Origin of the sequence: Zwartia vadi, assembly GCF_030410375.1 — a bacterium.
In the GTDB taxonomy this organism is placed as follows: domain Bacteria; phylum Pseudomonadota; class Gammaproteobacteria; order Burkholderiales; family Burkholderiaceae_B; genus Zwartia; species Zwartia vadi.
In genome coordinates this window covers 137,660-151,476 of the sequence record NZ_JAUHHE010000007.1, presented here as the reverse complement: position 1 = coordinate 151,476, position 13,817 = coordinate 137,660, and the positions used below count along the sequence as shown (strand labels likewise).

Genomic DNA, 13,817 nt, shown 5'->3' with positions numbered 1-13,817 from the left:
TTCCTCTATCGTTCCAAATCAACCGACCTTCCTCAAACTTGGATGAACCACTCATTCATCAATGAGTGGTTTTTTTTCGTCTGTACGAGGCAGCAGCTTCCTGTCTCGTACAGACGAACTCAATAGCGTACGATAGGGGATGTGATACTCATCTTGGAATGAAATATGAACGTGCAATCAGGATATCATCTAGCGTCTATACCTACTGTCTCAGAACAAGATGCGACTCCGTCTGTCCAGGCAATGTTTGAAGACATCAAACAAACGCTGCAAGTACCCTTCGTGAATTTAATCTGGAGGCACTTGGCTACGATTCCTGATGGGCTTAGTTTGACTTGGACGCTGGCCAAGCCTCTCTACTCAAGCGTCACCATGAATGAGGCGGCTCGATCGCTACGCGAGCGATCAGCACTCAAAAATGAAATGACTCCCTGGCCACATTGCGTCCAAGAGTCCCTTGGTCTGAGTCTCACAGACAGACAAGAAATAATTTCTCTACTGGAGGACTATGGCCACGCAAATTCCCGAGCGCTACTCATCTTGTCCTATCTACACTACAGTATCTCAGCTCACAATCACGAATTATCGATAAACATCGCCAAGCAGGAAGGTAAGCCCAAGCAGATCAATCCGCTTGAGCACAGAACGACACAGGGCGAGATTTTGATCAATCCGGCTCGTCCACTACCCGCTTCTGGTGCGCTCACCTCGCCGGTTGTAGAGCTTGTGAAAATATTAAATTCCTTCGGTTCTCCAATACCGAGTCCTGCGGAACCAAGCCTGTACCGGCATTTATCTTATTGGCCGTCTTTTCTTGCCGCCTTTTGGGTCTCGGTTGAACCATTGGAACGCCAAGGATTGCTAACACGAGAAGCGATCGCCATGCATGAGCACGCAGGATTGATTGTGAACCAATGGACGCCTGCCAGCTTTGATCACCAGGCACTAAAGTCAGACTCGGTCAAGGCTATTCTCCATAGCATTGACCACTTTACCTATGCTGTGATTGGGCGAATGATTGTTCTCGGCGATATGATGAAGAAAATGATTCATTTTTGATATTGCTGCAATAGGGTCGTTTGCCTCTACCTAAATATTTACCTTTAAAAAGCTACGCCATCCTGAGGAGTCCTCATGAGCAGCATGTTTGATGAAGCGGAACGCGACCCGAAGCTAACGGATGACGAGTTTGCCCGTTTCGAAGAACCTCTTCGCATTCAGTTACTGAACGAACAGTATCGACATCTAAAGTTAAAAGATCGTGCCCTGGTGATTGTTGTGGCTGGCATCGATGGTGCTGGAAAAGGTGAAACGATCAATTTACTGAACGAATGGCTTGACCCTAGACACGTTCGAACCGTTGCTTTCGCCGAGCCCACTCCAGAAGAGAAAGCCTACCCCCCTTTCAGACGACTCTGGTTGGGCTTGCCACCCAAAGGCTCTGTTGGCATCATGTTTGGCGCTGGATACTTGCCTTTATTTAAAGAGGTAGGCAAAAAAAATCCATACTCGGACTTTATCGAGAGCATGATCAGCGACGTGCGTAATTTTGAAAACACTCTCGTTGCCAATGATGTGCAAGTAATCAAACTATGGTTTCATCTTTCTCGAGACGCACAACGAACGCGAACGGCACAATTGTTGTCCAATCCGTCTACAGCCTGGCAAGTTGGCAAAAATGACAAGAATGTTTTCAAACATTTTGATCGAGTCAGGCAAATTGGTCAGCGCATCATCGAAGCAACGGATTCCGCACATGCGCCATGGATCATTATTCCAAGTGCGGATAAAAACGTGCGCACCCTCAGAACTGCCCAAGCTGTTCTGGATGCATTCAAAGTTCGACATCTCAAGGTACCACCACCTCATGACCCTGCAGCCTCCCCCAAACCTATCAAGACACACCATCGATTGTTGCGTCTGGACTATGAAGCCAGCGTAGATAAAGAGTTATACGAACAAGAACTGACGCACTGGCAAAACCGTCTCGCCATCGCTGTTCGAGGCAAAGATTTTAAAAAGCAATCCCTAGTTCTCGTTTTTGAAGGTCAAGATGCGGCAGGCAAAGGCGGTGCCATTCGGCGCGTGACGCACGCATTGGATGCGCGACAATATCGAACAGTTTCGGTGGCAGCACCCAGACCCTTTGAAATGGATCGACCCTACCTCTGGCGTTTTTGGAGAAGTGTTCCCAGACGTGGGCGAATCACGATATTTGATCGCTCATGGTATGGCCGCGTTTTGGTCGAACGCATCGAAGGCTATGCTACACGACCAGCATGGCAGCGCGCCTATCGCGAAATCAATCAATTTGAACACCAGCTCGTTAAACGCGGAGCGGTTGTATTGAAATTCTGGCTAGCCATCACGCCCGAAGAGCAACTCAAGCGCTTTCGGGCACGTGAGCATTCACCCTATAAAAATTTCAAAATTACCCCAGAAGACTGGCGTAACCGCCGCCAATGGGCGTCCTATGCAAAGGCTGCGGAAGAGATGTTTGCCAAAACAGATACCCCACATGCCTCTTGGCATGTAATATCCGCCAATGACAAGCGTTACGCGCGTCTAGAGGTTATTAGACGCATTACCCAGGCTCTCGAAAAATCATCTAAAACTTGATATGTGAGGTGCATGATGACAGTGCTCATGTTTTTAATTGGCTTAATTGCACTGGTCTTAGGCGCAGAACTCCTCGTTCGAGGGGCAGGTAGGCTCGCGACGACGTTGGGTGTCTCACCCCTGGTTGTGGGCTTGACCGTTGTTGCATTCGGCACAAGCGCTCCAGAGCTTGCTGTTTCGGTTAATGCCGCGTTATCAGGAACTTCTGACCTGGCTGTCGGCAACGTGGTGGGCAGTAATATTTTTAATATACTTTTTATTCTCGGCTTATCTGCCCTCATCACGCCTTTAGTCGTCCACGCACAAATCATCCGGCAAGAAATACCCATTCTAATTGGCTCTTGTCTGTTGTTATTTGTCTTAACCCTTGATGAACGCATCGCATTTGCAGAGTCGCTGATGCTTCTGGGGGCCCTCATCGCCTATACGGTTTTTTTAATTGTCCAGTCGCGCAAAGAAAACAAAGAAATTCAAGATGAATACGCTCAGGAACATGACAAAAAATCGAAATGGGATGCCCCCATTTACGTACAAATCCTTCTGATTCTGGTTGGTCTATTTTTTTTGGTCCAAGGCTCCGAATGGCTGGTCGACTCGGCTATCATCTTTGCCAAGATTATGGGCGTGAGCGATATCGTCATTGGTTTAACGATCGTCGCCGCCGGCACCTCCATGCCAGAGGTAGCGACCTCTGTCATGGCAGCGATCAAGGGTGAACGCGATATCGCCGTGGGGAACGTTGTTGGCAGTAATACTTTTAATATTCTTGGCTGCCTAGGTGTCACAGGCTTGGTCTCTCCAGAGGGTTTGCTTGTCCCCGCTTCGGTTCTGAACTTTGATCTCTGGGTGATGCTAGCTGTTTGCTTCGCATGTATTCCAGTTTTCATGACGGGCCGTGAGATCGCAAGATGGGAGGGTGTCGTTTTCATTGCCTACTACATCGCATATGTCGCTTATTTAATCCTGGCATCTAAAGAACATGACGCAATCCCGGTTTTTTCTTCCGTCATGATGAGTTTCGTCGTACCCATCACGGTGATTACTCTGGTCGTTGTGATGATCCGAAAACCTGATCAGCGATCCTGATTTCAACTAAGATTGAAATACTAAAATTATTGATCTAGGAGACAATGCATGAAATCTTTATTCAAAGCCGGGTTGGTGAGCCTCTTCGCCCTCGCTATGACCCCCGTGGCTCATGCCGCCTGGCCAGACAAGCCAATCAAACTGATCGTACCGGCTGCTCCTGGAGGAACAACCGACATTACCGCTCGATTGCTGAGCGAGAAAATTGGCGCTGAACTCGGTACAACTGTAGTTGTTGAAAATCGTGCCGGTGCAGCAGGCATCATTGGCTCACAAGCACTGATTCAGGCTCCGCCAGATGGCTACACCATTGGTTTCGGTAACATCGGTCCGAACGGTATCAACTACAGCCTGTACAAAAAGCTGCCATATAAACATACCGACTTCAGTCCGATCACCCTGGTGATTTCAGTGCCAAACGTGCTTGTCGTCAACAGCAAGTCGCCTTATAAAACGGTCAAAGAACTTGTCGACGCGATCAAGAAGGATCCAAAAGGGAATTACTCTTTTGCCTCTTCTGGCACGGGTCAGTCTCCCCACATGTCAGCAGAAATGTTTGCTCAGCGTACTGGTCTTAATCTGACGCATGTGCCTTTCAAGGGGATGGGACCTGCGGTCGCTGCACTGCTTGGTGGTCAGGTGACGTTTGCTATTGATAATCTGCCCAGTTCCATTGGTTTTATTCGCTCGGGTCAGTTTAGAGCTTTAGCTGTCACAGGTGCAGAACGCTCCCCTCAGCTGCCGGACGTTCCGACCATGGCAGAGGCTGGCATTCAGGATATGGTTGTGACAGCATGGTTCGGCTTTGTCGCTCCCGCTGGCACACCTCCCGATATCATCAATAAAATCCAGCAAGCCACCAAAAAAGTGTTGGCCACTCCCGAGATCCAAAAACGCTTTGCTGAAATGGGCGGTATCCCAGGCGGCAACACGCCAGCTGAGTTTGGCGCCTTTATGGACAAGGAGCGCGAGAGCTGGAGAAAAATTGTTGAAGCCGCCAAGCTACAAATGGAGTAAATCCTAGCTCAGTGGATAGGCCAGGTGTCCCGTTTTAACGTAAATCAACGCACCCTCTTCCTTTGTAAAGGGTGCGTGTTTACTGTATCGGGGGCTCCTGATCCAGGACCCGGCGGGATAGGTACCGTGCTCATCATGAAACACACCCTGTAACACCAGTATTTCCTCTCCGCCCGGGTGAACATGGGGATTAAAAATCGTATTAGGCGCCCAACGAACCAAGGCTGTTCCAACGCCATCAAACTCGTGCAAAGGCATAACTGATAATCCGGGTACCATGCCTGGATACCAAGGTGCTTTTGAAGTATCAACCCTGATAGTCGTTTGATCGAGCGGATGAAACTGTCTGAGTTTTACAAATAAAGTACAACCCTCCTCAGATTTTGGGGTGTGGGAGCTACTGGGTGGATTACGTAGATAAGTACCAGTTGGATAATCACCGGACTCATCGGAAAATACCCCATCCAGAACAAGTATTTCCTCTCCACCACCATGGACATGCGGCGAAAAAGAAGCACCTGCCGCATATCGAACAATCGTAGTGGCTCTTGCAACCTCATCACCAATACGATCCAGAGGTTTTCTTTGCACACCCTTTACGGGCGAGTCCTGCCAGGCAAGATCCCCGGAGTGAATCACAACCTTTAAACTGAAGTCCGAGTTGATGTTCATTTTTATTTAAATCAGGCTAAGGTAAATTATTGGACAGGCTATGGACTCAAGCGTAACATCAGACCAATCATGACCATGATTTCCAATAAACTTTATACACTGCAACGAGACGAATGATTCAATCAATACGACGCAAAGATTTAAACAACATCGTCGTTGGTCTGGCTGTTTTATTCATTGGCTTAGTGAGCGTTTGGTTATTTCCTGCTCCTGATGCGGCGCGCGGGCTGTCAAGTTATGTGCCGCTGCACACAATCATGGAAGTTGTTGCCATCGCCATCGCTGCAATGGTGTTCGGAGTTTCCTGGGCAACGCATCGATTTCAGCCAAATGGACGCGCACTGATTCTAGGCCTTGGGTTTCTTGGGGTCGCGCTGTTCGATCTCACGCATGCCTTGTCTTATGCCGGCATGCCCAACCTCATTACGCCGAGTGGGCCAGAAAAGGCTATAAATTTTTGGTTGGCCGCAAGACTACTCGCTGGCTTGGCTTTTGTCTGGGTGGCTTTTTGGCCGTCACGTGTCGCGAACTTTATCGGTCGACAGTCCGAGTATTGGGGACTGTCCATCATTTTGTTATTAGTTGGATGCGTGCATTTCGTTCTGATCGTCTATCCATCCTCTATTCCGCGCACCTATATCGATGGTCAGGGTCTCACTCCATTCAAAATCAATTTTGAATATGGACTCATCGCGCTGTACTTAATTGCTGGCTACGGATTTTTAAAACGCTGGTGGAAAAAGCAAGAGTCCGGCGACTCCCTGCTTGCAATGGCCTCGTTTACGATGGCGATGAGCGAGTTTTTCTTTACGTTATATGCCAATGTGACTGACATATATAACGTCGCCGGTCATCTGTACAAGATTATCGCGTTTGGGTTTGTCTATCGTGCTTTGTTTTTAGAAACGATCCGGCAGCCATACCAATCACTTCAACGTTCAGAGGCAAAATACATTGCGACATTGGATACTTTGCCTGATCTGTTGTTTGAAGTGAATCGCGATGGTGTGTATCAGTCGGTCCATGCACGGACTGAAAGCAAGCTCGCTGCGCCAACCTCTGAGTTGATTGGTAAGCGTTTGGACGAAGTGCTGCCGGTCGAGGCCGCTGCAGTAAGTTATGAAGCACTTGCCGAAGCCGATCGAAACAACACCAGCCGTGGACATCGTATTTCACTTAAAGTACCAGACGGCCATAAGCACTTTGAATTATCAGTCAGTAAAAAACCTCCGGCTGATGGAGATACAGATCACACCTTTCTTGTATTGTCGCGTGACATAACAGAAACAGTTGAAAATGAAAACCATCTTACCTTTCAATCCAGTCTCAATTCCGCACTCCTAGAGCTTCAAGAGCGGGAGTCACTTGAACAAGAGTCAGACTTTCTCGAACGATGGCTCGCCTACTCAAAAAGTCTGACTCACAGCTCTATCGCCTTTGTATATGCCGTTCGAGATGATCAGCAATCCCTTCAGTTTCTGGCATGCTCAAACAACGGCATCCATCCCTGCACACACGCTCACGACGCCGTCGATCTTGATTTGGCCCAGCTAGGACGCTGGGCAGATGCAGTGCGTCTGAAACAGATCATATTAATTAATACCGATTTGAAAAGCGGGGATACAGCGGGTATACCCATCAATCCGTCCGGGATAAAAAATCTACTCGCCCTGCCAGTTATGGAGGGTAATCGAGTCCAGTTAGTCGTGGGTATCGCAGACAAGGCGGAACACTTCACAGAGCAGGAAGCAAAAGCACTCCAAGTGATGTCTGCCACGCTCTGGAGTATGCTCAAGCAAATACGTAAAGACGCTGTGATCAATCAGTTATCAGAAGCGCTCGAACAAAGTCCTCACGCGATTGTCATGACTGACACTTCGGCGCGTATTCAGTATGTAAATCGAGCATTCAGTGAGGCCAGTGGCTATAGCCCTCAGGAAGCGATCGGTAAAAATCCAAAAATATTGCAGTCTGGTGAAACAGATCCCACACTCTATGAAGCGCTCTGGAAACGATTGACGCAAGGGCAGTCATGGCAAGGCGAGTTTATCAATCGCAAAAAAAATGGGCAGCACTTTGTTGAACTGGTTTCGGTTTATCCGATAAGTGATCGTTTTGGAAAACTCACGCACTATGTCGCGCACAAGATAGATGTTACGCAGCACAAGGTTGCTGAAAAACGTATTCGCGACCTATCCGAATTTGATTCGCTGACTGGTTTACATAATAGGAAGTCTTTTCAGGATCACCTGAATGCAGCGTTGGATCACGCTGCTCAGACGGAAAGCTCCTTGACCTTGTTATGGCTGAATCTTGACAACTTTAAAACCATCAATGAAAGTCTCGGTCACTCCGTCGGTGATGAGTTGCTCATTGAAATGGCGAATCGAATCGTGCACAGCTTGGGTGTCGGCGCGACAGTCGCCCGTCATGGAGGCGATACCTTTGTGGCGATTATTCCAACGGAAAAACAGTCTCTCATCGCCCTGAAGGTCAGAGAATTATTAAACAAGATCCAGTCTCCGTTACTAATTGATAATCAGAAACTTTCTCTTTCAGCTTCTGCGGGCATTGCGATCTATCCAGACGATGCTAAAGCTGCGGGTCCACTAGCCTCTGCAGCTGAAATCGCAATGTATCGCGCCAAACAGGATGGACGTAATAATCTCAGATTTTTCTCGTCCGATTTGCAAGAGCATACACAACGCTCTCTAGAGCTTGCCGTGAGTTTGAAAGACGCACAAGATCGCGGAGAACTCTTCTTGGTCTATCAGCCCCAGAAGAGACTCTCAGATCAAAAAATCATCGGTGCCGAAGTGCTGTTACGTTGGCAACATCCAAAGTTTGGTCTGATTTCACCCGCTGAATTTATCCCGATTGCTGAACAAACAGGTCTGATCGTGCCAATTGGACTCTGGGTAATAGAACAAGTGGCACGTCAATTGCGCGCCTGGGATCTTATAGGCTTGGAAAAAATATTTGTCGCTGTAAATGTCTCGGCGATTCAGTTTGCCCGACCTGGCTTTGTTGAAGAACTGATGAAAGTCATGTCTTCAGTCGAAGTCTCCACCCACCGCATCGAAATTGAAATCACGGAAGCCGTTGCACTCAAAAATGCGGATCAGGCAGGATTGATTATTCATCAACTGCATGCGGCGGGTTTTGCTGTAGCACTAGACGATTTTGGAACAGGCTATTCCTCTTTGAGCTATCTTAAACGCTATGCCATCGACCGCCTTAAAATTGATCAGTCTTTCGTGAAAGATCTTGCGACGAATACCAGTGACCAGGCTATTGTAAACGCCATCATTCACATGGCTCATAGTTTACAAATGACAACGATTGCTGAGGGTGTAGAAAGTCAAGAGCAAGCGAAGCTCTTACATGAACTTGGGTGTGATGAGATTCAGGGATACTGGTTTAGTAAGCCTCTCGTATCTCAAGACTTTGAGAAACTCCTTCGAGCCGAGATGTCTCATGAGCCAAGTTAAAAACATTTTTATTGTTTTTGGCACGCGGCCAGAGGCGATTAAAATGGCCCCCGTTGTCAAAGCGTTGCAATCACGGTCCGAGATCAAGACAACTGTATGTGTGACAGCCCAACACAGACAGATGCTGGATCAGGTCCTCGATTTATTCGACATCACTCCTGCGATCGATCTGAATCTGATGCAGGCGAATCAGGATCTTGCGGATATCACGAGCCGGGCGCTTGTTGGTCTTCGCGACAGCTTTCGCAACGTCAAACCCGATGCCGTGCTGGTACACGGCGATACCACCACCGCGCTCGCGGCAGCCATGGCCGCGTTCTATACCGGCATTCCCGTTGGTCATGTTGAAGCAGGTCTGCGCACACACGACATTCACTCTCCGTTTCCAGAGGAGTTCAACAGACAGGTCATTAGTAAAGTTGCCCGCTGGCACTTTGCGCCAACGGTAAATAGTGAAAAAAACCTGCTTGATGAGGGGGTGGCACCTGAGTCCATCCATGTCACGGGCAACACGGTGATTGATGCCTTGCTCTGGACCTTGGACAGACTCGGAGCAGACCAAGGCCATGGGCAGAAGATAAAACAATTACTGAATCATCTTTTACCTTTCAAGTGGCAAGATCAGCGTTTTATTTTAATGACCGGCCATCGTCGTGAGAACTTTGGTTCCGGTTTTATTCAGATTTGTGATGCGGTTAGAAACTTAGCGCAACGCTATCCTGATGTGCATATCGTCTACCCTGTTCATCTCAATCCAAACGTGCGAGAGCCTGTCTTATCTAGGCTGGGCAATTTGTCCAATGTTCACTTGCTCGATCCGCTTCAATATGAGCCCTTTTCACTTCTCCTGAGTCACTGTTATTTTGTACTGACCGATAGTGGCGGTATCCAGGAAGAGGCACCCAGCCTTGGTAAACCTGTTCTCGTCATGCGTCAAACAACTGAACGTCCTGAAGCAGTGGAAGCGGGTACCGTCGAGCTCGTGGGTACAGATGTCGACCACATCGTTCGGGCCTGTACGCGCCTGATCGATGAGCCCGCCTATTATCGAAAAATGTCAGAGGCTCATAACCCGTATGGTGACGGTCATGCCGCCAACCGAATTGCGGACCTGATGGTGTCGTGGTCAGTTTCCGAAGTTAAATAGATAGCGCAAAGAGAAAAATACAGAATCTCCCCTGCAGGGTGATCGTTGCGACAAAGCTTTCTCTAAGGTGCGTCCCGTCAAAGGTTCAGCTTTAAAATTCGAATCAGGACCGACTTGACGAAATATTTCAAAGACCAACCCAGCGATCGGCGTATCACTGCACTCAGTCAATTTATTGATATATAACGAGGTTTCAGTCGGCAAGAGACTCCGAGTCCCCACACCATCTTGTACCCAGATTCTCAAAGCGGTCGAACGCTGAATCACGCTCAACATAGCCTTGTATTCATTTGCCTCGGTGTGACCCTTGAAAAAAGCAGTGATGTAAACAGGTAAATCGCCAAGACTATTGAGCCCGGTCACATCGCGGGCAAGTTGTTTGTTCAGAACAGTCAGGTCGCTATTGTCTCGCCATCTGCGATCGTCAATTTCTGTAGGCAAATACCAGCCAATAATGCTCTGAGCAGGCAAAGTTTTCAACCAATCCCGGGCCAACTGAAGATGGGTTTCATGCATCTTGAGAAAATACGTCTCCAACAAGTCCGTGGGCATATCCAGGGAGGCAAAAGAATCGGGATCGGCATACAGCCCGATGACAAGCTTGAGATCCGCCTTGGCGGCATCTTGTAATCGCGCAGTCAGCCAGTTCTTTTCAACACCTGTTGAAAAAGCATCACCATAACGCGTCCACTGGATGATCAAGGTATCAAAACCGCGCTGACGCAGATCGCTAAATTTTGTTGCCCAAAATGCCTCGGGCACTTTCATGTCGCGCAGCTGTGGCTGATAAATCATGCCTGTCAAGGCATGAGCATTCAAGGCAATCGCACCTAATAGGACCACGCCTGCGAACCACCGTAATAGGAAAGTTTTCACCAGCGCACTCCCATCGTCAGTAGAGCTGCCACACGATCATTTTGATACGTCTTGATTGCGCCCTGGAGTTCCAGCCCGACATAGTATCGGCTCGCATACGCACTGTAGCGGGATTGATTCGCCCAAATATTCCAGCGCACCCCCGCACCGACTCTGATGTCCGGGGAGTTCTCGCCACTGATTTTAGTCGCTAGAAAGCGGGTATAAGGCTCGATGGTTTGCCCCTCTACCAGCTTGTGATGGTAGCCAAAGCGATAGTCCGCGGTCAGGGCATAAGCTTGATTACTCAGATAATAGGCCGAATCCAAATACAAATTTTGTGAAAACCAGCCTGGGCCGGCAGGATGCCAATCATCACTGTACGCACCGGTGTTTAAAAAAGAAGCGCTCATTCGTAACATCGTATTTGCAGGCGCGCTTGTTCCTTGATCAAGCGGGATTTGTTTTTCCGCCGCAAGATAAAAGACATAATCAGAAAATGGCTTCCATCTCAAGCCCACACCCAACATCGGTGCGTAGATTGGAAGAGCTGAATTTTGTGGACCACTCCCACCGAATACCCTGCCATAAATAGATACAGTCTTACCGTCTTTGACAGCTGGATCTCCGAGTCTGTAATCAAATTCTATTTGCGAATAACTTTTAAATTCTTGCCCGGGAACAGGCGACTGCACGGAAGCAGCAGGCGAGGTACTACTCATCCCGTCAACGCTCAATGTCCAGCGCCTAGACAAGTCTTCGTGCATGCGTCGTAATGCGTACAGACTTTCAGTTCGTTCAGGGGTTTGCTCTTGCGGTGGATAGCGCATTAAATGATCAACAGAAACCTTTATATAGTGTTTAGCTTGCTCATTTTCACCAAGCCGTTGATCGATATACGCTAGCTGTTCTGTCACACGCATATCTTCGGGCCTTAGCTTTAGCGCAGCTTCCATTTCTTTCTGCGCGGCAGGCAAATCTCCTTCGGAGTATTCAAGAAAACCCAGATCAGCTCGCGCGGCGCCATCTTTAGGCTGGAGTGCAATGGCTGCTTTGAGTGAATCAATCGCACCATTTTGATCACCTGCTTGTCTCTGCCAGCCCGCCAATTGAACAAAATTACCCTCGACAGGCGAAAGCTTGAGCGACTTCTGCATCGCTTCGATTGCTTCATGAATATTGACTTTACTGACAACGCGGGCTTTGACAGCCCAATACTCTGATGTCTGCTTACCTTGGGCCTGCTCGTACTGAGAAAGCCACTGAGCAGCTAGATCATTTTCATCTGCCGACAATGCAGTAATCGTGGCGGCTAGCCAGTTCTCTGTTGTAAGTGGACCGAGCTTGATAGCTTCTTTCCATGACTCAACGGCAAGCGCAGTATTTTTATTTTGATAGGCCACATAGGCAAGGGCTCGTTCAAGTTCAGCCGTAGGATGCCTTTTGAGCGCCTCCTCAAAAGCATACTGCGCCAGTCCCGAACGTTGTTGTGATTGATAACATTCCCCGAGCATCGTCCAATCGGCCGCACTGTATTGAGCAGACAGGTCGCCTAGGACCTGGCGAACACCATCACAATCACCAATCTGCCTGAGCATGGAAGCCTGCAATCCACGTAGACGAGAATTGTCTAGCGGAGCGGATAAGCGGGCTTTCGCACTATCCGCCAACAGGCTGGGCACACGTGCAGCGATAACATCCATGCGCGTGACTAATTTTTCACGTAAAGAAGCATTCATCCCATTGAAGGGATAACGCGTCATCAGGAGATGCCAGGCCGAGGCATAAGAGCCGGACTCAACCAAGCGAAAAGTCAATGTGTCCAAGAGAGGATCGCCTGCCTGACCCAATTGGGCTACGGTCTGATCCCAATTAATATCTTTAGGGAGCACCTCCCCACTCTCAAGCCTTCTCTGTACCTCCGCCTCAAGGAGGCTGGCATTTCTGGGATCTCGCAAGGCATACGCCGCAAATGTTTTTAAACCCTGACTCGCGGTCGCACTTGCAAGACTCAGCCACTCACGTTCTTGAGCAGCTGAAGCAATATGATTTTTCTGATCCGCGAGAAAAGTCTGCATTTGCGAACGGTCCTTTGCGCGCGAGTCGGCAATAATCATTCGGGTCACGAGCTGATGTCGCTCGACAGTCGATGCACTTTTGAACGGATATGCCTTGATCAAGACCCTGAGCGCTTGATCGGGATGCCCCTGGCTAAGGAGCTCATAACTCAATCCATCAACTTGAGAGATGGCGCTCACATCTTCGGGTGCAAACTGATCGATCAGTCGGTCCGCCTGAGCGGGGGCACCGGAACGCGTCAACATCATGACGGACAGACGCTGTTTCAAAGGTTTATTTTGAGCAAACTTAATCGTATAGGATTGCAATACATTCTCTTTTGGCGTTGATGCCTCGGCCAAGAGATTTATCCAAACTGACTCAGCGTATGCAGATTCAAAGTCAGGACGATTTGCTAATAAATAACTCCTGAGTTTGACAGGATTATCTTTAAGCGACTCAGCTTGTTTCAACACATGATCTGTGATGCGTTGTGAAAACACCTTTTCCATCTGCTGCAAGCTTTTGGCATCAGGCGTGCGCTTGAGCTGAGCATCAATCACAGCGACTGCCTTTTCAGGTGATCCAGAGTCGGCATAGCTTTGCGCAAGATACTCCACGATGGGGATGCTATCTGGCGCCAAAGCGGCTGCACGTTGAAACTCCTTGAGTGCCGTGTCGTATCTTTTTTGATTCAGCGCACGGAAACCTGCATCAACATGGGGAAAGACAAGGAACCGCTGACGCGCGCTCAATCCCTGTGACCACTCGGTTTGCGCAAAGGCTGAAAATGGCAACACTACAGTACTCAACAAGAACCCGTTGATTATCCATGCACGCAGAGATTGAAGTGCGCTTGAAAATTTCATTTA

At 48.6% G+C, this 13,817-nt stretch carries 9 protein-coding genes; 6 read left to right on the top strand and 3 right to left on the bottom strand.

Annotated features, from left to right (window positions below; genetic code table 11):
* Positions 1-165: 165 nt before the first annotated feature.
* The 4 genes from QWY27_RS08105 (at position 166) to QWY27_RS08090 (ending at position 4,722) form a co-directional block, all read left to right on the top strand.
* Complete coding sequence (locus QWY27_RS08105) at positions 166-1,059, top strand: hypothetical protein (RefSeq protein WP_290196505.1); 894 nt, start codon at positions 166-168, stop codon at positions 1,057-1,059.
* A 75-nt stretch (positions 1,060-1,134) separates the two neighbouring features.
* A complete protein-coding gene (pap, locus tag QWY27_RS08100; protein WP_353958768.1) occupies positions 1,135-2,619 on the top strand; it encodes a polyphosphate:AMP phosphotransferase in 1,485 nt (494 codons plus the stop codon).
* 12 nt (positions 2,620-2,631) lie between these two features.
* Positions 2,632-3,705 (top strand): calcium/sodium antiporter, encoded by a 1,074-nt coding sequence (locus QWY27_RS08095; protein ID WP_290196503.1) that lies wholly within the window; start codon positions 2,632-2,634, stop codon positions 3,703-3,705.
* Between the two features lie 48 nt (positions 3,706-3,753).
* A complete protein-coding gene (locus QWY27_RS08090) occupies positions 3,754-4,722 on the top strand; it encodes a Bug family tripartite tricarboxylate transporter substrate binding protein (RefSeq protein ID WP_290196500.1) in 969 nt (322 codons plus the stop codon).
* Between the two features lie 3 nt (positions 4,723-4,725).
* Here QWY27_RS08090 and QWY27_RS08085 read toward each other — a convergent pair whose 3' ends face one another.
* The gene (locus QWY27_RS08085) at positions 4,726-5,394 is read right to left on the bottom strand and encodes a cupin domain-containing protein (RefSeq protein ID WP_290196498.1); all 669 of its coding nucleotides are present in this window, start codon (positions 5,392-5,394) and stop codon (positions 4,726-4,728) included.
* Positions 5,395-5,507: 113 nt separating this feature from the next.
* On the opposite strand from QWY27_RS08085, the gene QWY27_RS08080 reads away from it, so the two are divergent.
* Together QWY27_RS08080 and wecB are read left to right on the top strand one after the other, a co-directional pair.
* On the top strand, positions 5,508-8,885 hold the full coding sequence (locus QWY27_RS08080; RefSeq protein WP_290196496.1) for an EAL domain-containing protein: 3,378 nt from the start codon (positions 5,508-5,510) through the stop codon (positions 8,883-8,885).
* Entirely contained in the window at positions 8,872-10,032 is a 1,161-nt protein-coding gene (gene wecB, locus QWY27_RS08075; RefSeq protein ID WP_290196495.1) for a non-hydrolyzing UDP-N-acetylglucosamine 2-epimerase, read from the top strand. Before QWY27_RS08080 ends, wecB begins: the two co-directional genes overlap by 14 nt.
* Here wecB and QWY27_RS08070 read toward each other — a convergent pair.
* Together QWY27_RS08070 and QWY27_RS08065 are read right to left on the bottom strand one after the other, a co-directional pair.
* Positions 10,012-10,908 (bottom strand): DUF4434 domain-containing protein, encoded by an 897-nt coding sequence (locus tag QWY27_RS08070; RefSeq protein ID WP_290196493.1) that lies wholly within the window; start codon positions 10,906-10,908, stop codon positions 10,012-10,014. The two genes, wecB and QWY27_RS08070, sit on opposite strands and share 21 nt — an antisense overlap.
* A complete protein-coding gene (locus QWY27_RS08065) occupies positions 10,905-13,814 on the bottom strand; it encodes an NfrA family protein (protein ID WP_290196491.1) in 2,910 nt (969 codons plus the stop codon). The genes QWY27_RS08070 and QWY27_RS08065 overlap by 4 nt, the downstream gene beginning before the upstream one ends.
* Between the last annotated feature and the right edge of the window lie 3 nt (positions 13,815-13,817).